General features: G+C 47.1%; 16 protein-coding genes, 12 tRNA genes and 2 rRNA genes. 27 read left to right on the top strand and 3 right to left on the bottom strand.

What is annotated here, in order from left to right; all coding sequences use genetic code 11:
- The 14 genes from AC3G2T_RS36230 to AC3G2T_RS36165 form a co-directional block, all read left to right on the top strand.
- Positions 1 to 114 (top strand): 23S ribosomal RNA (locus tag AC3G2T_RS36230); the annotation flags it as partial.
- Positions 115 to 213: 99 nt separating this feature from the next.
- Positions 214 to 330: ribosomal RNA gene (rrf, locus tag AC3G2T_RS36225) — 5S ribosomal RNA — on the top strand.
- 5 nt (positions 331 to 335) lie between these two features.
- Positions 336 to 408 (top strand) — tRNA-Asn (locus AC3G2T_RS36220).
- A gap of 5 nt (positions 409 to 413) precedes the next feature.
- Positions 414 to 486: transfer RNA gene (locus AC3G2T_RS36215), tRNA-Thr, on the top strand.
- An 11-nt stretch (positions 487 to 497) separates the two neighbouring features.
- A tRNA-Glu gene (locus AC3G2T_RS36210) sits at positions 498 to 569 on the top strand.
- A gap of 50 nt (positions 570 to 619) precedes the next feature.
- Positions 620 to 695 (top strand) — tRNA-Val (locus tag AC3G2T_RS36205).
- 15 nt (positions 696 to 710) lie between these two features.
- A tRNA-Thr gene (locus AC3G2T_RS36200) sits at positions 711 to 783 on the top strand.
- 9 nt (positions 784 to 792) lie between these two features.
- Positions 793 to 864, top strand: a tRNA-Gln gene (locus AC3G2T_RS36195).
- A gap of 76 nt (positions 865 to 940) precedes the next feature.
- A tRNA-Lys gene (locus tag AC3G2T_RS36190) sits at positions 941 to 1016 on the top strand.
- Positions 1017 to 1031: 15 nt separating this feature from the next.
- Positions 1032 to 1111, top strand: a tRNA-Leu gene (locus AC3G2T_RS36185).
- 4 nt (positions 1112 to 1115) lie between these two features.
- A tRNA-Gly gene (locus tag AC3G2T_RS36180) sits at positions 1116 to 1190 on the top strand.
- A gap of 4 nt (positions 1191 to 1194) precedes the next feature.
- Positions 1195 to 1271: transfer RNA gene (locus AC3G2T_RS36175), tRNA-Arg, on the top strand.
- Positions 1272 to 1295: 24 nt separating this feature from the next.
- Positions 1296 to 1369: transfer RNA gene (locus tag AC3G2T_RS36170), tRNA-Pro, on the top strand.
- Positions 1370 to 1374: 5 nt separating this feature from the next.
- Positions 1375 to 1445: transfer RNA gene (locus tag AC3G2T_RS36165), tRNA-Gly, on the top strand.
- Between the two features lie 710 nt (positions 1446 to 2155).
- Here the strand turns inward: AC3G2T_RS36165 and AC3G2T_RS36160 are convergent.
- The 3 genes from AC3G2T_RS36160 to AC3G2T_RS36150 all read right to left on the bottom strand — a co-directional run bounded on the left by AC3G2T_RS36160 (position 2156) and on the right by AC3G2T_RS36150 (position 4652).
- The gene (locus AC3G2T_RS36160; protein ID WP_488438484.1) at positions 2156 to 2827 is read right to left on the bottom strand and encodes a response regulator; all 672 of its coding nucleotides are present in this window, start codon (positions 2825 to 2827) and stop codon (positions 2156 to 2158) included.
- A 48-nt stretch (positions 2828 to 2875) separates the two neighbouring features.
- Positions 2876 to 4114, bottom strand: coding sequence for a sensor histidine kinase (locus AC3G2T_RS36155; protein ID WP_488438483.1), 1239 nt, complete (start codon positions 4112 to 4114; stop codon positions 2876 to 2878).
- A gap of 85 nt (positions 4115 to 4199) precedes the next feature.
- Entirely contained in the window at positions 4200 to 4652 is a 453-nt protein-coding gene (locus AC3G2T_RS36150; RefSeq protein WP_488438482.1) for a CcdC protein domain-containing protein, read from the bottom strand.
- 339 nt (positions 4653 to 4991) lie between these two features.
- Between AC3G2T_RS36150 and ppc the strand changes: the two genes are divergently transcribed.
- The 13 genes from ppc to AC3G2T_RS36085 all read left to right on the top strand — a co-directional run bounded on the left by ppc (position 4992) and on the right by AC3G2T_RS36085 (position 20766).
- Positions 4992 to 7778 carry a phosphoenolpyruvate carboxylase gene (gene ppc, locus AC3G2T_RS36145; protein WP_488438481.1) on the top strand — a complete coding sequence of 929 codons (2787 nt, stop codon included), beginning with the start codon at positions 4992 to 4994 and terminating at the stop codon, positions 7776 to 7778.
- A gap of 125 nt (positions 7779 to 7903) precedes the next feature.
- Positions 7904 to 8773: an EamA family transporter gene (locus AC3G2T_RS36140; protein WP_474684860.1), complete on the top strand. Its 870-nt coding sequence runs from the start codon at positions 7904 to 7906 to the stop codon at positions 8771 to 8773.
- Positions 8774 to 8831: 58 nt separating this feature from the next.
- Positions 8832 to 9428, top strand: a complete 597-nt coding sequence (sigW, locus tag AC3G2T_RS36135) for an RNA polymerase sigma factor SigW (protein WP_488438480.1) — start codon at positions 8832 to 8834, stop codon at positions 9426 to 9428.
- 64 nt (positions 9429 to 9492) lie between these two features.
- Positions 9493 to 10101, top strand: coding sequence for a zf-HC2 domain-containing protein (locus AC3G2T_RS36130; protein WP_488438479.1), 609 nt, complete (start codon positions 9493 to 9495; stop codon positions 10099 to 10101).
- 176 nt (positions 10102 to 10277) lie between these two features.
- A complete protein-coding gene (cdaA, locus tag AC3G2T_RS36125) occupies positions 10278 to 11093 on the top strand; it encodes a diadenylate cyclase CdaA (RefSeq protein ID WP_474684857.1) in 816 nt (271 codons plus the stop codon).
- Entirely contained in the window at positions 11086 to 12336 is a 1251-nt protein-coding gene (locus tag AC3G2T_RS36120; RefSeq protein WP_474684856.1) for a CdaR family protein, read from the top strand. The genes cdaA and AC3G2T_RS36120 overlap by 8 nt, the downstream gene beginning before the upstream one ends.
- A gap of 30 nt (positions 12337 to 12366) precedes the next feature.
- Positions 12367 to 13707: a phosphoglucosamine mutase gene (gene glmM, locus AC3G2T_RS36115; RefSeq protein ID WP_474684855.1), complete on the top strand. Its 1341-nt coding sequence runs from the start codon at positions 12367 to 12369 to the stop codon at positions 13705 to 13707.
- 495 nt (positions 13708 to 14202) lie between these two features.
- Positions 14203 to 16032 carry a glutamine--fructose-6-phosphate transaminase (isomerizing) gene (glmS, locus tag AC3G2T_RS36110; protein WP_488438478.1) on the top strand — a complete coding sequence of 610 codons (1830 nt, stop codon included), beginning with the start codon at positions 14203 to 14205 and terminating at the stop codon, positions 16030 to 16032.
- A gap of 252 nt (positions 16033 to 16284) precedes the next feature.
- Positions 16285 to 16629, top strand: coding sequence for a helix-turn-helix domain-containing protein (locus AC3G2T_RS36105; protein ID WP_488438477.1), 345 nt, complete (start codon positions 16285 to 16287; stop codon positions 16627 to 16629).
- A gap of 252 nt (positions 16630 to 16881) precedes the next feature.
- On the top strand, positions 16882 to 18378 hold the full coding sequence (locus AC3G2T_RS36100; RefSeq protein ID WP_488438476.1) for a Tn7 transposase TnsA N-terminal domain-containing protein: 1497 nt from the start codon (positions 16882 to 16884) through the stop codon (positions 18376 to 18378).
- Between the two features lie 45 nt (positions 18379 to 18423).
- Positions 18424 to 18891: a hypothetical protein gene (locus tag AC3G2T_RS36095; RefSeq protein ID WP_488438475.1), complete on the top strand. Its 468-nt coding sequence runs from the start codon at positions 18424 to 18426 to the stop codon at positions 18889 to 18891.
- 71 nt (positions 18892 to 18962) lie between these two features.
- Positions 18963 to 19916, top strand: coding sequence for a helix-turn-helix transcriptional regulator (locus AC3G2T_RS36090; protein ID WP_488438485.1), 954 nt, complete (start codon positions 18963 to 18965; stop codon positions 19914 to 19916).
- A 109-nt stretch (positions 19917 to 20025) separates the two neighbouring features.
- Positions 20026 to 20766 carry a phospholipase D-like domain-containing protein gene (locus tag AC3G2T_RS36085; RefSeq protein ID WP_488438474.1) on the top strand — a complete coding sequence of 247 codons (741 nt, stop codon included), beginning with the start codon at positions 20026 to 20028 and terminating at the stop codon, positions 20764 to 20766.
- Positions 20767 to 20811: the final 45 nt, after the last annotated feature.

Genomic DNA, 20811 nt, shown 5'->3' with positions numbered 1-20811 from the left:
ATGAGATTTCCCAGTATGTAAGACCCCTTGTAGACGACGAGGTAGATAGGTTCGAGGTGGAAGCGCGGCAACGTGTGGAGCTGACGAATACTAATCGGTCGAGGGCTTAACCTATACAATTTAACTCGCACTTTACGCAAGTTTCGTATCTAGTTTTCAGGGTGCAAGTCAGCCTGAGGAGTTTGATTGATGTTTCCTGGCAGAAACATCCTGTTTGGTGATGATGGCGGAGGGGATCCACGCGTTCCCATCTCGAACACGACCGTTAAGCCCTCCAGCGTCGATGGTACTTGAACCGAAGGGTTCTGGGAGAGTAGATCGTTGCCAAGCACTGTTCCCTGATAGCTCAGTTGGTAGAGCACTCGACTGTTAATCGAGTTGTCACAGGTTCGAGTCCTGTTCGGGGAGTCTTTGCTTCCATAGCTCAGTCGGTAGAGTGCATCCATGGTAAGGATGAGGTCACCGGTTCGATTCCGGTTGGAAGCTTCATGAATTAAGGCCCGTTGGTCAAGGGGTTAAGACACCTCCCTTTCACGGAGGTAACAGGGGTTCGAATCCCCTACGGGTCATAAGATTTCACTTTGCTAAGGAATTTGCGAAGTGGATTCCGATATCCCACGGAGGCTTAGCTCAGCTGGGAGAGCATCTGCCTTACAAGCAGAGGGTCGGCGGTTCGATCCCGTCAGCCTCCACCATGAACAACCTAATATGCCGTTGTAGCTCAATTGGTAGAGCAACTGACTTGTAATCAGTAGGTTGGGGGTTCAAGTCCTCTCGACGGCATGTGAGTATTGGGGATTAGCCAAGCGGTAAGGCAACGGACTTTGACTCCGTCATGCCTAGGTTCGAATCCTAGATCCCCAGTATTACACCCCACAAAGTGAAGATAAGCTCTGAAGCGAATTCCGATTACTTTGCGGGGACCCCATAATTATAGCTTGAGCCATTAGCTCAGTTGGTAGAGCACCTGACTTTTAATCAGGGTGTCGTAGGTTCGAGTCCTACATGGCTCACCATTTTAGTAACACCATGCGCGTATGGCGGAATTGGCAGACGCACTAGACTTAGGATCTAGCGGGCGACCGTGGGGGTTCAAGTCCCTCTACGCGCATCATGCGGAAGTGGCTCAGGGGTAGAGCATCGCCTTGCCAAGGCGAGGGTCGCGGGTTCGAATCCCGTCTTCCGCTCCATTAAGTGCCCATAGCTCAGCCGGATAGAGCGTTTGACTACGAATCAAAAGGTCGGGAGTTCGAATCTCTCTGGGCACGCCATTTCTTTACTAAGCTTCATACTATCGGGACGTAGCTCAGCTTGGTAGAGCACCTGCTTTGGGAGCAGGGGGTCGCATGTTCAAATCGTGTCGTCCCGATACGCGCGGGTGTAGTTCAATGGTAGAACTCCAGCCTTCCAAGCTGGTAGCGTGGGTTCGATTCCCATCACCCGCTTACAGTTTCAAAACAAACTTCTTATGCTGAGCATAGGGAGTTTGTTTTTTGTCATAACACAGTTTTTCCAAGGTGGAAATACGGGGCGGAAATAACCTGCAAATCTCCAGGAAGACGTTTGAGGCAAGATTGTTAGGGGATTAAAGCACAATTCAGAATCTTGAAAAGTCACGGCACTTTGGGTAGGGGCAGACAGAGCGGACCTTAATTGTTGGTGCAGCCACTCGTGAAGCGTGCTAGAGCTTGGTAACCCGAAAAGCCTGCGAAAGTGCAGGCTTTTTCTGCGTTTGTGGTCTATTTTTGGAAAAAGCCTGCAATTGCGCAGGAATTCCGACACAAATGGGTCTGAGCTCAAATATTCGCGAAAAAAACTGCACATTTGCAGGAATGTTTCGTTAACAAGCGTCTCAGCGACCTAAAAGCTGCACTTTTGCAGGTTTTTCCCCGCGCCTAAGCAAATGCGCTGCCTCCTGGCATGCCAGTGCTTCAAACGGTCTGGACGCTTTCGGTTTTTGTATCAGCTTTTAGCAAGTGGGCTGCGTGAGGCAGGGCACTCTCGATTGACTTGGCCGTTTGCACCTAGTATAGCGTCAGGTCTTGAATTGCGGATAATCGATCGATAGTTTTCAGAGTTTACTGCTAATCCGCCGATTTAAATCTGACTGCTTACTAGTCATACAAGCCCGCGGGGGCATATTCCGCGGGGCTTTTTACGAAACTATCCGGTTTCGAATCGCGTATACAACCGCTTGTGTGCGGTCTTCGACGCCGAATTTTTGCAGGATTCGATGGACGTGGGTTTTTACCGTGCTTTCGCTGATATGGAGTTTGGCCGCGATTTCTTCGTTTCGCAATCCGTAGGCCATCTGCTGGAGAACCTCCATTTCCCGATCGGTAATGGTCTCAGTAATGTGGATATCCGCTGCACCGCTCGCATAAGAGGGTATGGCGGTTTGTACGGCTTGAGCGATGGCCTTGGCAGCTATCCCCGTACGAAAGATAGCTTCTCCTCGGTAGGCGGATCGTATGGTATCGATCAGTTCGGCGGGATCAGCGTCTTTTAACAAATACCCAACCGCTCCCGAGCGGATACTGTCGAATACATATTTCTCAAAATCAAATGTCGTAAGAATGACGACTTTGCAGTCGGGCTCTAAAGCTGCGATTTCGCGTGTTGCGTCGATTCCGCTGTATTCCGGCATCTGCACGTCCATTAGCAGAACGTGAGGCTTCGTACAGCTTGCCAGGGATACGGCTTCGCGTCCGCTGCCGGCGTCGCCGACCACACACATGTCTTCCTGAGCGTTGATGATATAGCTAAGACCTTGCCTGATTAAAGGCTGGTCGTCAGCAATCGCTACCCGAATCGTGGTTGATTCCATGGTAACCTCCTAATTTGTCCGATAAGATCCTATCTGACTCCCAGATGTTTAGCTTTGTTGAACTTGAACACCACTATGCAGCGGAACGGTCACAATCAATTCCAACCCGTGCGTTTTCCTTGGACGTATCAGAAAACTGCCGCCCGCTCTCTCGCACCGCGCTTGAATTCCCGAAAGACCGAATCCCGGCGAAGGCGGGTCAGGTCTGTCATAGTTCCCGTTGTCGCTGACGGTCATCGCGATTTCACCATGGTTCTCGCCCAGATGAATATTAACATACGAGGCTTTGGCATGACGAATAACGTTGGTCAGAGCCTCCTGGAGAACACGATAAAGCAATTCGGCGATTTCAACTCTCCATTGGCTGACGGGTTCATTGACGGAGAAAGCGATCTGAATGCCGCTTTGATCATGGACTTGTTTAACCAAACTTTTCATTGCTACCAAACCAAGGTCCGCATCGTCGACGGCCATTTGGTGTACGACCGAACGCACTTCCTGCAGACAGCGGCGGGCTACTTCCAATACGGTGCGGACGGTGTTGTCGGCTTCGGCGGAATTCGATTTTAATACGTAAGGAAGAGCCTGCAGTTGAACGATTACAGAAGTTAAGCCGTGCCCGATGCTGTCGTGTATATCTACGGCAATTCGATTCCTTTCCTCCAGGACCGCATAACGCAGCACGTGTGTGGTGGCTTCTTCCAAGTCTTTATGCGCTTGTTGAAGCTCCAAGTGGGCGTCCGCTAATTGCGCATGGGCTTTTTTCAACTCTTCAAAATGGCGCGCGTTCATTTCTCTGGCGGCACGTTTCAATCGTACACCCCACAACAGTACATATAATCCCGCATGAATGACGGAGATGACAAGGATATCGTCAAAGCTCTTTTGTCGTACATAAAAGAAAATGAGGGCATCGGTTGCGATTATTCCCGCAATTATCGCAGCGGACACCGAACCGGGTAAGGATAACGCCGTATAGCCTACGAGATAGCTAATTAACGTGACGGCTGACTGATCGGCATCAAAATAGAGCCAATCGACAACAGTCAATATCCAGAGAGCAATGAGAGCGATGACCATACTGCGGTTCGCTCGCAGCCGTTTCGGCAGCCACACTAAAGTTACGTAAGAGAGGCACCAAACAATCCCCAGCACGATTGAAACGAGGGACGAGAGGTTGATGGTATGCACCAGCGTGTACAGGATAAGCAGGCTCAGCGCAATAGCACCCGGCCGGGAAAATACTTTTTGCTTACATATTTCGAGCAGAACGGAAGTCTTATCCATACAGGGGGTCCTTTCCGCAATTATCCGGGTTTACGCGGCAAGGCGGCCGGAGTATACATCGCTGTACAATCCGGTCGCCCGCTATTTATCGTCGGCCCAATATTTGCTTGTATTTCAAATAGATCACATACCGGCGGGCGCATATCGTGCCGAGCGGAATAAGGAGCAGTGCTGTGGTCAGCGAGATTAACGCATGCTCTTTGCCCCAGTAGCCGGCCAGCATTCTTAGCAGCATGATGCCCATAAAAACGGCGACTCCGGCGACTGATCCCTGAGAAGTAATTTTTCCGGATGCAGGGTTTACGCGTACTGTTTCCAGCTTGCCTCTCCAAAAGCCGACAACCAGACCGAAAATCAAGCAGATCAGATAAAGCAGCAGCCGTAGCGGCGTCAACTCGGACTGCGCGATATTCGGGACGGTTTGCCATATGAAAAGGGCCGGCACAATCCACATTGTTGCAGGGCGCACTTCCTTTTCCCTCATCGATAGAAGTATAATAATAACGAGGATGATCAAGTAACTTGTCATCGTATTCATGGTTCGCCTCAGCCTCTCTTTGATTGTTATAGCACAAGTATATCGGCTCAGGCCACATATGAAGTCCTCCGAGAGGTTGATTTTCGCTATGCCGCGTACTTCTAAAGATGGATACAGGGTTCAGGTCAAGGATGTGCCAAAAGCTTGTAAAATGGCGTTATATTCCATATTACCTCTATGCGCAACGGAGCATACTATACATAAATTACCACCGCCTAAATTGGGTCTTTTTTTATTTTGGCACTATATGAAGCTAAAGGATTGTGGTAAAATATTCTGTAATGGTTTTTTATAGATTAAAGCTTTAGAGCAACATAGCAGATAGATGAGGTGGAGAGTATGACAGAGAGCGGTATGACCTTACAGAAGCAGTCGACCAACAATTTGCTGCGCAGAGATGTACGCTTCTTGGGGCATATTTTGGGTGAAGTATTGGTGCATCAGGGCGGACACGAACTGCTTGATGTTGTGGAGAAAATCCGGGAGATGAGCAAATCGTTGAGGGCTCATTTTGTGCCGGAAATTTTTCAGGAGTTCAAGCACACGATCGGCTCGTTAGCCCCGGAAATTCGCCATCAGGTGATTCGGGCGTTCGCCATTTATTTTCAACTGGTTAACATTGCGGAGCAAAACCATCGTATTCGCCGTAAACGGGATTACGAGCGTTCATCGGGCGATTCGGTTCAACCGGGTTCGATCGAAAGCATTGTACAAGAATTGAAAAACAATCACGTTCCTTACGACGAGGTTCAGGAAATTTTACAATCGATTTCTCTGGAGCTCGTGATGACTGCCCACCCTACCGAGGCGATGCGCAGAGCCGTGCTGGATATCAATCTTCGCATCTCCGACGACATGATGAAATTGGACGACCCGATGCTTACTTACCGTGAGCGCGAGCAGCTCCGCGAGAAGCTTTTGGGCGAGGTTCTGAACCTTTGGCAGACCGACGAGCTTCGCGACCGGAAGCCTACGGTTATCGATGAAGTGCGCAATGGCCTTTATTTCTTTGATGAGACGCTGTTCGACGTGCTGCCTGAAGTTTACTACGAGCTGGAGCGCTGCCTGGGCAAATATTATCCGGAGCAGACCTGGCACGTGCCGTCTTTCCTGAAATTTGGTTCATGGATCGGCGGGGACCGCGACGGCAACCCGTCCGTAACTGCGGACGTGACCTGGGAGACGCTGGGGCTTCATCGCCAGCTGGCCCTGCAGAAGTACGCGGAAATGTTAAAAGAAACTTTGGAGCACATGAGCTTCAGCAAAAATATAGTGGGCGTCAGCGACGAGCTGATATCCTCCATCCAGGAGGACAAGGAAGCGCTCGGCGAGATTCAGGACGTGTGGCGCAATGAAAAAGAGCCGTACCGGATCAAAGTGACCTATATGCTTGAAAAAATCCAGCATGCCGGCATCGCGCACGTTCCGGCTTCTCATAAATACAATAATCCTGAAGAATTCATTCAGGACCTGAAGATTATTGACGCAAGCCTGAGAAATCATTTTGCCGTATACGTAGCGGACAAATACATCAAAAAAATCATCCGCCAGGTCGAGCTGTTCGGCTTCCATTTGGCTGCGCTCGATATCAGGCAGCACAGCAAAGAGCACGAATCGGCGATGAAGGAGATTTTGGCGAAAATGGGCATCGTTGCTGATTACTCCAAGCTTGACGAGGAAGCGAAAATTAAGCTGCTGAGCGATATTTTGAACGATCCTCGGCCGATCACTTCGAATTACCTTGACTATTCCGAAGGCACCGAAGAGTGTCTGAGCGTCTACAGGGCTGTTCAGCAGGCGCAAAAAGAGTTTGGCCGCAATTGCATTACCAGCTATTTGATCAGTATGACGCAAGGCGCCAGCGACCTTCTGGAAGTGCTTGTGTTTGCGAAAGAAGCCGGACTGTACCGGAAGGAAAGCGACGGTTCCGTCACTTGTACGCTGCAATCCGTGCCGTTGTTCGAGACGATCGACGATTTGCACGCCGCTCCGGACATTATGTCGACGCTTCTGGCGATTCCGGCGTATAAAGCGAGTCTGGACCCGGTTACCCAGCTTCATGAGATCATGCTCGGCTACTCGGACAGCAACAAAGACGGCGGTGTTATAACAGCGAACTGGGAGCTCCGCATGGCACTGCAGGACATTACGGAAGCGGCGAAAAAATTCGGCGTGAAGCTGAAGTTTTTCCATGGCCGCGGCGGCGCGCTCGGGCGCGGAGGCATGCCGCTGAACCGCAGTATTTTGGCGCAGCCGGTCGAAACGCTGGGCGGTGGCATCAAAATTACCGAGCAAGGCGAGGTATTGTCTTCGCGCTACTCCTTGCAGGGCATCGCTTACCGCAGTTTGGAGCAGGCGACGTTTGCGTTGATTACGGCATCCAAATTGTCGCGTTCGCCGCAAAGGCACCCTCTGGAAGACAAGTGGGAAACGATCATGAAAGGTATTTCCGAGCGTTCGCAAACGAAATATCAGGATCTTATTTTCCGCGATGAAGATTTCCTGACATTCTTTAAAGAATCGACACCGCTGCCGGAAATTGGCGAGCTGAACATCGGTTCCCGTCCGTCGAAGCGCAAAAATAGCGACCGTTTTGAAGATTTGCGGGCGATTCCTTGGGTATTCGCTTGGACGCAAAGCCGTTACTTGCTGCCGGCATGGTATGCGGCGGGAACAGGTCTGCAAAGCTTTTATCAAGGAAAAGCCGAGAATTTGAATACGCTCAAGGAAATGTACGAAGAATGGTCATTCTTCCGTTCCATGATCGATAATTTGCAAATGGCATTGGCAAAAGCGGATCTGCTTATCGCCAAAGAGTACGGCAGCATGGTGAAAAAATCGGAGATCGCCGAGCGCATTTTCGGGCTGATCAAGGCGGAATACGAGCTGACCTCCTCCCTCATTTTGCAAATTACCGGGCAGGATGAAATTTTGGACAACGTTCCGGTTATTCAGGAATCGATCCGTCTGAGAAATCCGTACGTAGACCCGCTGAGCTATATGCAGGTTGAGCTGCTGACCGAGCTTCGCGCGCTGCAGGAAGGCAATGAAGATGACTCCGAACTTCTCAGAGAAGTTCTGCTTACGATTAACGGAATTGCCGCAGGGCTTAGAAATACGGGCTGATCGCGCCACATCATATACAGCGTGAGGTTAAAGCAGGAAAGGGAGTCGGGAGCCTTGACAGAAAGGGCGTCTCGACTTTTCCTGTGCTTATCGCAAGCAGCCCGCGGATAAGGAGAATGCACAGCATGGGGCGATGGTTGGCTATAGTTCTGGTCATCATTGGAGCGTCCAGCTACGGACTGCTCTCCTCTTTTATCAAAATGGCGTACGAGCAAGGTTTTGGCGATTCGCAAATCACTCCCGCGCAGATGACGGTGGGAACGTTATTCGTATGGATTCTGGTGCTTTTTCATAAGCCGTCGTGGATGAATCCTTTTAAAGGCCCATGGGTAAAACTAAGCTTGATTGGAATATTCGGCCTGGCGTTAACGACTATTTGTTACAATATCGCGATTTCCGAACTCAACGCTTCTTTGTCGATCATTCTTCTGTTTCAGTTTACCTGGATAACCATAACCATGGATTGCCTGGTGAAGCGCAGATTTCCCAGAAAAGCAGAAGCGCTTGCAATCGTCTTAATCATCCTTGGCACTTTGCTCTCGGTCAATATTTTTGAAACGGATCTGCGGCAGTTTAGCGCGAAAGGGCTCGTTTTCGGACTGTTGTCGGCCTTAACGTACAGCGTATTCCTCTTTTTTACGGGCCAAGTCAAAAGTTCCCTTCCGCCGCTGATGAAATCCGCCGTGATGCTGACAGCAGCTATTCCAGTCATGTATATCATTTATCCGCCTACCGTATTTGCCGCAGCGAACGGAGGGAGCCTCATTCTTTGGGGGCTGCTGCTTGGTTTCCTGGGGCAAGTGGTGCCGACTATAGCTTTCAATATCGGAATTCCCCGTATCGGGAGCGCTCTCGCGGCTATGCTTGGGTCCATCGAGCTGCCTGTTGCCGTAATTGCCGCATTTTTGATTATTGGAGAGCACGTGTCGGGAATTCAATGGGTAGGTATGGTTCTTATCTTGGTTGGAATAGTCGTTTCTGAAAACAAATCCTGATTGCAGCGTTTTATTTCTTACGGGAAACGAATTGTGATGAAGCCGGAGGATGCCTAAAGTGAATTTTGTAGAAGCACGATTGGCCAAGATGGCCAGGAACGGAGATCGGGGGGCTTTTGCCGAGCTTGTAGACCTGTACAAAGACAAGATCTTTCACCTGGCTTACCGGATGCTGAACAACAAGCACGAAGCCGAGGATGCGGTGCAGGAAACGTTTCTGCGGGTATACACGAATTTGCATAAATACGATGAGAATCAAAAGTTTTCGACGTGGATTTTTCGGATTGGTACCAATCTTTGCATAGATAAGCTTCGGCGAAGGAAAAATACGTATTCCCTGGATGCGGAAATGCCTGAAGGGGAGGGCGCCGATTATTACTCGCTGCTTCCCGGTCATGAAGAAACGCCTGAAAAGCAGGTCATCGTTTCCGAGACGAAGGAGCAGGTCCGCAAAGCGATCGAAACGCTGCCGGAGAAATATAAATCGGTGGTGATCCTGAGGTATCTTCACGATATGTCGCTTCAGGAAATCGGAGATGTCCTGGACATGCCGGTTACGACGGTCAAAACCCGAGTGCACCGCGGCCGGGAATATTTGCGTAAAAAATTGGAACAGGATGAACAATTTTCCGCACGGAACGTGCTCAGATGGTGAAACAAATTCGGAGCTCAAACGTATGGTATACCACATTACGCAAACGCAAAGAAAGGGGTGGCTGATGATGAATTGCAAGGAAGCCCTCCCGCTCATGCATGAATATCTGGATGGTGATTTACAGGGATCGGAGGCACTGGAGCTAAAAGAGCATTTGATCTCTTGCACGGCTTGCCATGCGTTATTCAAAGAGCTGGAGAGGACGGACGCGATTGTCAAATCGCTGCCGGCACTGCATGCGCCGGATCACTTGACCGCACTGATTATGAACGGACTTCCGCCTGCGAAAAAAAGCAATCCTTGGGTGAAATGGATTCGCCGGCACCCGGCTGCGTCCGTTGCCGTCGTTTTTGTTACCGTGATGTTCGGAAGCTTCATGTCGATGTGGAACGAAGACCAGCAAATGATGGTAAAAGGCAACGATCTGGAGGACGTTGTGATTCAGGGGGATACGGTGATCGTGCCCCAAGGCCATACCGTCAAAGGAAATCTTGTCGTACAGCGCGGGAAACTGCAGGTTGAAGGCGATGTCGCCGGCAATTTGACCGTGATTGACGGTACGCTGAATTTGGCTTCGACCGCACATATCGCTGGCCAGGTGACGACCGTAGATCAGGCTGTGAGCTGGGTCTGGTATAAGCTCGGAGAATTTGTAGACATGTTTTCCAAATGAAATAGAAGCGTCTTCTTTTCCGGCCGCGACCGGGATTGGAGGCGTTTTTTTCCATTTTCTGAACCTTTTCCGGATTTTGAACGTCAGGAAAGGAGAGGTCGATAGATCAATGGTTCATATTATGTTATGATCTATTTATAGAGAGAAAAAGTGCGCAGTTGTTGGGGGAATCATGGATGGATTTACTCACGGGCATCTCGATTAAGGATATTATCGATATCCTGATCGTCAGCTATGTGATTTATAAGCTCATACTGCTCGTTCGCGGGACAAGGGCCATACAGTTGATGAAGGGCATTCTGGTCATTGTTTTCACTTGGGCCATCAGCATCTGGTTCAAGCTAAGCACGCTGCAGTGGATGGTCAATCAAGCTTTTACGTTCGGGGTACTGGGCGTTATTATTATATTTCAGCCGGAGCTTCGCCGCGCCCTGGAGCAGCTTGGCCGGGGCAAGCTGTTCAGCCGCTCTTCGTCCGAAGAGGACGATGACGTCAACAAGCGAATCGGTGAAGTGATTCGGGCCGCCCAATATTTGGCCAAACGCAAGATCGGCGCCCTGATCGTATTCGAAAAGGAGACCGGACTCACGGACTACGTCGAATCCGGCATTGCCATAGAAAGCAAAATCAGCGCGGAGCTGCTGATTAATATATTTATACCGAACACGCCGCTTCACGACGGAGCAGTCATTTTGCGCCAGAATCAGCTGATGGCCGCGGGCTGTTATTTGCCGCTGTCCGAGAACCCTTTTATCAGCAAGGAGCTGGGAACGCGGCATCGGGCGGCGATCGGCATGAGCGAGGTTTCGGATGCCATGTGCATCGTCGTTTCGGAGGAAACCGGGCAAATTTCATTGACGATGAACGGCCATATCGTGAGGGATATTAAAGAGGAATCGCTCATCAGCAAATTGTTTGAGGAATTGAAGCCGAAGACGAAGGCAAAAGAGAAAAACCCTTTCTTGAAATGGAGGGGACGTTCGAATGGATAAGTGGCTGCGGAATACGAATGTGGTGCGCGTAGTCGCCCTCTTGATCGGGATTTTGCTATGGATCGTTGTACATACGGAAGAAACGAATGTTTCGGGTACGTCGCTTCTCAGAGATCGGGAGGAAACGATTAATAACGTCGCCATTACGACCAGATACGACGAAAGTCATTTTTATATTTCAAAAATGGATCCGGCCAACGTGCAGGTTGTGCTGCGCGGCAAAGATGCCGCCGTGAAGAAAGTGACGACAAGCAACAATTACAAGATCGAGCTTGATCTTACGCAGGTTGGCGACGGCGATCACAATCTTGCGCTCAAGCCGATAGGATTTCCTTCGGACGTCGATGTGGAAGTCATTCCGAAGACCGTAAACGTCGTCATAGAAGAGAAGCAAATGAAGGAAGTTCCTGTCGTCATCAATGTCAAAGGCACGCCGGCTTCGGGGCTCAAAGCGGGGCAGCCGATTGTGAAGCCCAACAAAGTCTACATTACCGCGCCGACGAGCAAGCTGGAGCAGATCGAGAATGTCCGCGGCGACGTTTCCGTGGATAAGGCCCAATCTGCGGTTACGAAGCAGGTCAGGTTGCAGGCTTTTGACAAGGAGGGCAAGGAAGCTGCGGTTGACATGAATCCGCCGGTCGTCGATGTGGAGATACCGATTACGAGCCCGTTCCAGACGGTTCCTCTGCAGTTGAAGGCAAGCGGAGAGCCTGCCAAAGGCTTCGCCATCGCCTCGATCACGCAGACGCCGGATAAGGTAACCATTTATGGCTCGCAGGACGTCGTCGACCACCTTGAGTTCTACCAGGGACCGCAATTCAGTGTGCAGGATATGAATGAGACCAAAGAATATTCACTTGATATCCCGCTCAGGAATAAAGTAACTCAGGTAGACCCGGCTAAAGTAACGGTGCATGTAGAGATTGTACCGTCGGTTACGAAACCGATATCGAACATACCGTTGACCATCATCGGCCAAAACGAGAATTACAATACGAAGGTGGTCGTACCGGAACCAGGGCAAATCGAATTGACGGTGGAAGGGGCTCCCGCCATTATCGATCTGATCAAGACCCAGGATATTCAGGCGATTGTCGATGTCAGCAATTTGCCGCCTGGAAAGCATGAGCTGAACGTATCGCTCAACCTTCCGACCTTTGTGAAGAAGGGTGCTCCGCAAGATATTAAGGCGACTGTCGAAATTAGTGAAAAAACGCCGCCTAAAACAACAACAAATCCATAATGCTCGCAGATGAAGAGGGGAAAACATTTCATGGGGAAATATTTTGGTACAGACGGTGTCCGCGGTGTAGCTAACCAGGAATTGACGCCGGAATTAGCTTATAAAATCGGCCGCTGCGGCGGCTATGTGCTGACGCGTCAAGCTCAGCATCCGAAGGTGGTCATCGGCAGAGACACCCGTATTTCGGGTCCGATGCTGGAAGCCGCGCTCGTCGCAGGGCTGCTTTCCATCGGCGTTCAAGTCATACGAATCGGCATTGTAAGCACCCCTGCGGTCGCTTATTTGACCAAGAAGCTGGGCGCGGATGCGGGCGTCATGATCTCCGCTTCGCATAATCCGGTTGAGGATAACGGAATCAAGTTTTTTGGCGGTGACGGCTTTAAGCTGTTGGATGAAACCGAGCAGGAGATCGAACAATTGATCGATGCCGGAACAGATGAGCTGCCAAGACCGGTAGGCGGAGAAATCGGAACGGTTACGGACGATATGGAAGCGAAATTTGCTTACCTGGAGTTTTTGAAATCGACGGTTTCCAGCACGTTCAAAGGGTTCAAAGTTGTATTGGATTGCGCGAACGGTTCTGCTTTTGAATTGGCTCCCAAAGTGTTCCGCGACCTCGGAGCGGAAGTTGTGACCATCGGCGCGGCTCCGAACGGCAAGAACATCAACGATCATTGCGGGTCCACGCACCCTGAGCAGTTGAAAGAGGAAGTTGTAAAACACGGCGCCGCCATCGGTTTGGCTTTCGACGGCGATGCGGATCGCCTGATCGCGATCGATGAAACGGGCGCCGAAGTGGACGGCGACTATATTCTCAGCATTTGCGGCGATGCGTTGAACCGCGCCGGCAAGCTGAACAACAGCACGATCGTTACGACGGTCATGGCGAACATCGGCTTTTTTAAAGGCGTTGAGAAGCTCGGTCTGACGGCGAAGCAGACTGCGGTCGGCGACAGATACGTGATGGAAGAGATGCGCAAAGGCGGGTACAATCTCGGCGGCGAGCAGTCCGGCCATGTAATTTTCCTTGATTATATTTCGACCGGTGACGGCATTCTTACTGCGCTTCAATTGATGGATACGATCGTGCAGTCGGGGCAAAAGCTTAGCGAATTGAAAACGATTATGCGCAAATATCCGCAAATTCTGGTTAACGTCCGGGTAGCGGATAAAAGCAAGCTGAAAAACAACGCGATCATCGATCAGGCGATCCGTAAAGTGGAAGACGAGCTGGGCGACAACGGCCGCGTGCTCGTTCGCCCATCCGGGACAGAGTCGTTGATCCGCGTTATGGCCGAAGGGCCCGATAAAGCGCAGGTCGAAGCTTACGTCAACGATATCGCCAAAGTCATTCAAGAGCAGTTAGTGTAGGTCCTGAGGAAGCTCCCCTTTTCGGAGCAGTTGCCGGGAAGGGGATTTTCATCATTTTTTCAAAACAGGTCTGCTTGTTTGTAAAAATCTGTTGCATTGAGACATGAAAATGAATAAGATGTAATTATGTTTTCTGAAAGTTTTTCATTACCTTTTACTCAAGAAGGAAAGGCAGGGCAGAGGTTGGCATAAAGATTTACAAGCGCCAGAACTCGGGAGCGGGACGGAAACAGGTTATATAACTGCGCAAACGAGTTGACGAGGTGAAGGTGTTCGAAACATTCGGCGGGGACCTTCCGGTATTGTTGAGTACCGTAAAGTTGGAAGGCAAAAACGCTTGGGCGACCAGGCTGACAAGATTCCAACATCACCATAAAAGTTGAATTGAACTTATTCGATGATTGTATAGATTTTTTTGGTATGGGCAAAAAACGTCGTTCTTTGAAAAAAAGTCCTTGATGAAGGGCTTATTAAACTATGGAGGTTTAACACACTATGTGCGGAATTGTTGGATATATCGGAAAGCGTAACTCTCAGGAAATTTTGTTGGAAGGTCTCAAGAAGCTTGAGTACCGCGGCTATGATTCGGCAGGAGTGGCTGTTTATACGACAAGCGGTCTTCAGATTCAGAAAGCAAAGGGGCGCATTGCGAACCTCGAGTCGAAACTGGAGGAAGCTCCTTTGAACGGAAGCGTAGGAATCGGGCATACGCGTTGGGCAACGCACGGCAAGCCGTCCGACATTAATTCTCACCCGCATACGGACAATTCTTTGAAATTTTCCGTTGTGCACAACGGCATTATTGAGAACTACCTCAGCTTGAAGGAAGAGTTGATCGCCAAAGGCCATGTGTTCGTTTCGGAAACCGATACGGAGGTTATTTCCCATTTGATCGCCGATTTGTACGAAGGCGACATCCTCAAAGCGGTGCAAAAGGCGGTCAAACGGATAACCGGCGCTTTTGCACTGGGCGTTCTTACTGAGTATGAACCGGATCGGCTGGTAGCTGTTCGACAAGCCAGTCCTTTGATCATTGGAATTGGCGAAGGAGAAAACTTTATCGGTTCGGATATCCCGGCTATTTTGGAATATACGCGCAATGTGTTTATTTTGAATGATGGCGAAATGGCGCTTTTAACGCGTGATGGTGTCGAATTAATGACGTTGGAGGGGAATTTTATTTCCCGAGAAATGTTTCATGTCGATTGGGACATTATTACTGCGGAAAAAGCCGGATTTGATCACTTCATGCTGAAAGAAATCCACGAGCAGCCTAAAGCGTACCGTGACACTATGGGAAGCCGGATTGCATCGGATAACTCGCAAGTCGCTTTGAAGGAATTGACGATAACCGCTGAAGAAATTCGCAATATTAGCCGCGTTCATATTGTTGCCTGCGGAACGGCGTATCATGCAGGGATGGTCGGCAAATACGTGATCGAGAAGCTGGCGCGCATTCCGGTTGAAACGGATGTCGCTTCAGAGTATCGTTACCGCTCTCCGATCATTACGAAAGATACGCTAGTGATCGTTGTCAGCCAATCCGGCGAAACGGCGGATACGCTTGCCGCCCTTCGTGAAGCCAAACGCTGCGGAGCACACGTGCTTGCCATCACCAACGTTGTAGGCAGCTCAGTTGCCCGCGAAGCGGACGACGTTATCGTGACTTGGGCGGGGCCCGAGATTGCGGTAGCATCCACGAAGGCGTATACGTCGCAGTTGATCGCATTTTATTTGTTCGGCATGCATCTGGCTCAAACTTTGGGCACCCAAACGGCTGATGAAATCAAACAATTGATCGCGGCCATGAAGGAACTGCCTGAGCAAGTGGAAGCCATTTTGGGGCAATCCGAGGCGCTGAAAGCCGTTGCCGAAGATATGGCGAAGCACGATAATCTTTTCTTCATCGGAAGAGGATTGGATTATGCCGTTGCCCAGGAAGGTTCATTGAAATTGAAGGAAATTTCTTACATTCACTCGGAAGCTTACGCTGCAGGCGAACTTAAACACGGCACGCTGGCGCTGATCGAAGAAGGCGTTCCGGTAATCGCGCTTGCCACCCAGCACGAGCTGCTTGAGAAAACCGTGAGCAACATTAAAGAGGTCAAAGCTCGCGGAGCGAACGTGCTAGGCATCGCCGTGGAAGGCGAGGAAGAACTGCAAAAATCAGTCGACAGCACGTTCGTGATTCCTAAGACTTTGGATTTGCTCGCACCGGCCCTGGCAGTTGTGCCGCTGCAATTGCTGTCATACTACGCATCGCTCTCCCGCGGCAACGATGTTGACAAACCACGCAACTTGGCGAAAAGCGTGACGGTGGAGTAAGAGGCTTGTGTGGTTTTGGTGAAATGGAGTTCGGTATTAAAGTTGTGTCCTGAAATGTATTAAAGTTGTGTACTCAATAAAAAGTTGTGTACCTTTGGTATTAAAGTTGTGTGCTGAGCTATAAAGTTGTGTTCTACTCGGCATTAAGTTGTGTACTGAGTAAATAAAGAGCTTGCTGAAATAACAGCACTATACTCAACTAGAAAAGTCCCGATGGATTAAAATCGGGACTTTTCTGTATTTAGGGGGCATATGATGATTTCAACGATTGGGGAACGTATTCGTACAGTCAGAAAAACAAACAAACTCAGTCAAGTTGAGTTTGCTAATATAGTTGGTGTATCTCAAGGTACATTAAGTGAGTTGGAGCAAGATAAGTATAAACCTTCACTTGATACAATTATAGCTATGAAAGAATGTTTTAAAATAGATACTGACTGGCTAATTTTCGGTGATGATAATAAGGAGTTTAAGAGTATTTTTAATCTATCGATTGAATCCCAAGAACTAAATCTATTATCAAACTTTCGTGAACTTAACGAAAGGGATAAAGATGAAATAATTCAGTTTATCAAATTGAAAATAACTCGTTATTAATGTATCGAAATGTTATATTAAAAATTCTAATAACCTGAGTGAACCTACAGAAAACTAGGGCATTCAGGTTATTTCTTTGTGGGGAACTTTCGTTCGCTGTCGGACAGTTGCATGTTTCATCAAGTATACTGAAAATATGTTTAAATAATGTTGCTTGAGACCTGCATTGATTCGTATCATTCTTAGTATGGTTTCAAGACGTCAATGTATAAACGCGAAAACCATGAGTTGCAGCAGAAGGGGATTTCTATTGTGCCAAATGAAGAAATAGATACCATATCAGAGATGTTGTATGAACAGTTGGAAAAAGCCTTACTTGCGGTCACTAGAACCGACCGAGAATTCACTATGATTGCCTATCGTTTTGGGATTTTTGATAAGAAGTGGCGCACGTTACAAGAGACAGGTGATATTTTTAATCTTTCAAGGGAGCGAGTCCGTCAAATAGAGGAGAAAGTCGTACGACGAATGAAAGCTTCTGGAAATCAGCAATTGCGCTTAAAGAACAAAGACCACCCTTGTATGACCATACTTAGTTTTTTTAGAGCATGGGTGAAGCCAGGAGATTCCTCCGATGAATGTAACATAGCAACAATAGTCATACGTCTCTCTGATATACCAGCTTACAGAATAACTCATCTAATTACACAACTTTGCTATTCAAAAGATCAAGCAGAGGAAAAACGGAAATCGTCGTTGCGATTAATCAAAGCTATTCGGAGTAACTTTAAGGATATGCAAAGATATGATAAACAGCAACAACGAATATTCAATCGTCTCTTTGCAAATGTAGCTTGGCCTACTCACACGAAGATAATTAATGATGATGAGTGGTTACGCATACACCCTAAACGGCAAGTAAACCATGAGGGTGAAGGGGATTCCGGAAGCTTTTACAGCGAAAAGAACAAGTTTGAATTAGAGTACGAATCTCAATTAGAATATCGATTCTGTATGTATCTGGAGCAATTAGACGTTGTAGCAAAGTATGTGCAGCAACCTTTAGAAATTCCGTACACAGTGACAGATAAGGATCATATATATTACCCCGATTTTTTTGTCTTGCTTCAAGACGGTCGCTGCGTAGTGGTTGAGATTAAAAGCCATAATCATATGGGGTTTTATCGTAATATCATGAAATGGATAGCCCTGCAGGAGTTTTGTTTGAAGTACGGGTTTGGTTACCTGATCATCGAGAGTTCCCTGAGTCTCAATGATTACATTTTTGCGGAGATCGACAAATTTAAAATCGAGAATTTTCTACAGTACGTAAGCGATAAACAACTATCCTGGAGTGAATATCGGAAAATAAGGGAAGCACTTTCGTTAGACTGGAAAGAAGCAACAAGCATCATACTGCAACACGATCTTAAGCTGACCATTCCACCCTTTCGCTTAACGAAATCTCCGAACTCCTTTGCAGGTTTTATCGAGAGGCATAAGCAAATGACAAAGTACACCAAATTAAAAAAAGCGGTCGTGGAAACTGATGATTCTGAAAATATGAGCAGATCAGCTCATGAGACAAAGACTGTACCTGAGATCACAAAACATAAACAGGACAACTCATTCAGAAGCGATGATGCCCAACTAGCGAACAGCTATAATAGATGGGACTCCTTTGAAGATAATCAACTCATTCAAGAATTCAATATGGGTATGAAAGTCGAACAGATTGCCGAAATTCATAAGAGAAAAATAGGAGGGATTCAATCTCGCTTAAAGAAATTAGGATTAATTACAGAATAAAAATGTTTAATAGAAACAGCGACAGCCTAACGGAGGGCAGAGATATTGAATTTAGATGAGCTGAAAGCGAAAATGATTGAAACAATTCGATTGGCAGGAGTCACGATTGAAAATAGCCAACTTGAACTCGTTGATAGAGGGATACCGCATAAGCCTGCCGGACTTCCGACAGGGAAAATGGGTATATACACATTTATTTACCAGGGGCAGTTTCTCAAAGTAGGCAAAGCTGGGCCTAGTAGTGATGCGAGATTTAGAAGCCAGCACTACAAGCCAATGGGTTCACAGAGTAATTTGGCGAAGTCCATATTAAACGATTGCGATTTTTCTCATTTACATATTTCAATTGACACGGTTGGTGAATGGATAAAACAAAACACAAGAAGAGTAGATATAATCATGGCTGCTTCATTGGGGATATTTATGTTGAATTTCATTGAAGCGTTTTTACATCTAAAGTTTCAACCCAAGTATGAAGGCTTCGATAATCAACGAAAAACTAGTGGAAACTAATGGAAGGAAAAAGATGGATTTTGTCGAATTATTAACCTCATATACTCTATTACGGAAGTGAGGGGGATATGATGATCGATAAAGTCATCCGTATCTTTAACATAATTAATGCCATTCAAGCAAATCCTGGGATATCCGCGGCTGACCTTGCTCTTAAATGCGATGTTAATATCCGAACGATTTATAGGGACATTGATATTCTTACCCTTATCGCACCCGTCACCAATGAAGGTAGGGGGACGGGATACCGGTTTATGGGTAAGTTTTTCTTGTATCCACTCAATTTTACTGAGCAGGAAGCACTAGTTTTTTCATTGTTACCATCCGTGATAGATCTCGATAAGCTGCCGCCGGGTTTCGAGACAGCATATGATAAAGTCATGTCAACGCATCACAAAGAAAAATCTCAACAAAACAATATTATTGGAGATATCACAAGTATTATTCAAATGGGAACACCAGCATACCGAAAGGAAAGCCCGAATTTCCTGCAACCAATCATACAAGCAATTTTAGAGCAAAAGACGATTGACGCGGTCTATCATACTCAATATCGTAATGAAACTACTGAACGTAAAATCGACCCATACTATCTAGTTCCACGAGATCGGCGATTTTATTTAATCGGTTACTGTCATCTGAAACAGGAAATACGAACGTTCCGGATAAGTCGATTTCTGAATGTTGATCTTACAAGCCATTCATTCGATAAAGGAGATTTCAACATAAAGAAGCATTTGAAAAACACTTGGTCGATTGAACAAGGCGATAAGAATATTACCTTCAAAGTGCGATTTAATGCAGAGGTTGCCCGATATATTAAAGAAGAAGAGTTATTTGTCCATCCGCGAATGAAAGATCAGAAGGATGGTAGTTTGATTTTTGAAGTGACTGTGAATAACGAGAAAGAGTTTATTCGATGGATATTGCAGTATGGCCCCGCGGCAGAAATTTTAGAGCCTAAGTCGGTACGTGAAGCCTTAAAGAGTCAGATGGTCGAGTGGCTAGCAATGTATTCTAAATAACAGGTGTCCGTTGAAAATAAAGTACTAGACTACTAGCTGTTATAAAGGTGACAAAGTTATGTTCAATAAACTGCGTTAAATAAAATATGGCAATAAGAGGGAGGGTGCGATGAACGAACAGCAATTTTTGAAAACAATGATAGAAACAGTAAAATATGATGAGTATAAAAATAAGGATGAATTACTCGGAATTTTGAGAAACTCCATAGTCACATTTCATAAAACAAACAGTTTCACGCGTAAAACGTGGCAGCGCTGGGAGTACGTAGACTTAAGGGTGCCTGTGCCAATGTTAAAAGTAGCAAGACAGTTAAAGAGTGAATTAGAAGGATTGGCATCAATAGTATATATAGAAACAGATGAATATGATTTTGAGGGGTTAAATATAAAGCCAAAACCTGTAGATCTTGATAATGAAGAAGATATCGAACATGATGTTTTCTTTGATGAAATAAAAGAGATAATAATTCAAGGTATTCGAAATGCTAAATATACGGTATGGATTGCTGTGGCATGGTTTACTGATAATGAGATATTTCAAGAGTTATTATTAAGAAAAAAAGCAGGTGTAAATGTACGAATCATTACTTCAGATGAGGAATCAAATAAACACTTAATGGGACAATTAGAAGGTAATTTTGAGGTTTTAAAGGTTCCATTAAAAGGAAAGTATTTATCAAATAGACTTCATGATAAATTTTGTATAATTGACTTTGAATTTGTAATGCATGGTTCATATAATTGGAGTAAAAATGCTAGAAATAATGATGAAACTTTAGCTACTGCACTTGACCGAGATTTTGTAAGAAAATTTGCAGATGAATTTATGAGGTTATATGTAGAAAACTAAAATTTATCATATGTTACACTACGGGGAACGTCAGCTCAATAATAC

The organism is Paenibacillus sp. sgz302191 (genome assembly GCF_057749925.1).
The sequence above is the reverse complement of the archived record's forward strand: the minus strand, read 5'-3'. Positions and strand labels throughout refer to the sequence as shown.

Excerpts from the sequence above, each read along its gene's own strand:
- AC3G2T_RS36160 (WP_488438484.1), bottom strand. The coding sequence starts at position 2,827 with ATGGAATCAACCACGATTCGGGTAGCGATTGCTGACGACCAGCCTTTA.
- AC3G2T_RS36155 (WP_488438483.1), bottom strand. The coding sequence starts at position 4,114 with ATGGATAAGACTTCCGTTCTGCTCGAAATATGTAAGCAAAAAGTATTT.
- AC3G2T_RS36150 (WP_488438482.1), bottom strand. The coding sequence starts at position 4,652 with ATGAATACGATGACAAGTTACTTGATCATCCTCGTTATTATTATACTT.
- ppc (WP_488438481.1), top strand. The coding sequence starts at position 4,992 with ATGACAGAGAGCGGTATGACCTTACAGAAGCAGTCGACCAACAATTTG.
- AC3G2T_RS36140 (WP_474684860.1), top strand. The coding sequence starts at position 7,904 with ATGGGGCGATGGTTGGCTATAGTTCTGGTCATCATTGGAGCGTCCAGC.
- AC3G2T_RS36130 (WP_488438479.1), top strand. The coding sequence starts at position 9,493 with ATGATGAATTGCAAGGAAGCCCTCCCGCTCATGCATGAATATCTGGAT.
- cdaA (WP_474684857.1), top strand. The coding sequence starts at position 10,278 with ATGGATTTACTCACGGGCATCTCGATTAAGGATATTATCGATATCCTG.
- AC3G2T_RS36120 (WP_474684856.1), top strand. The coding sequence starts at position 11,086 with ATGGATAAGTGGCTGCGGAATACGAATGTGGTGCGCGTAGTCGCCCTC.
- glmM (WP_474684855.1), top strand. The coding sequence starts at position 12,367 with ATGGGGAAATATTTTGGTACAGACGGTGTCCGCGGTGTAGCTAACCAG.
- glmS (WP_488438478.1), top strand. The coding sequence starts at position 14,203 with ATGTGCGGAATTGTTGGATATATCGGAAAGCGTAACTCTCAGGAAATT.
- AC3G2T_RS36105 (WP_488438477.1), top strand. The coding sequence starts at position 16,285 with ATGATGATTTCAACGATTGGGGAACGTATTCGTACAGTCAGAAAAACA.
- AC3G2T_RS36090 (WP_488438485.1), top strand. The coding sequence starts at position 18,963 with ATGATCGATAAAGTCATCCGTATCTTTAACATAATTAATGCCATTCAA.
- AC3G2T_RS36085 (WP_488438474.1), top strand. The coding sequence starts at position 20,026 with ATGAACGAACAGCAATTTTTGAAAACAATGATAGAAACAGTAAAATAT.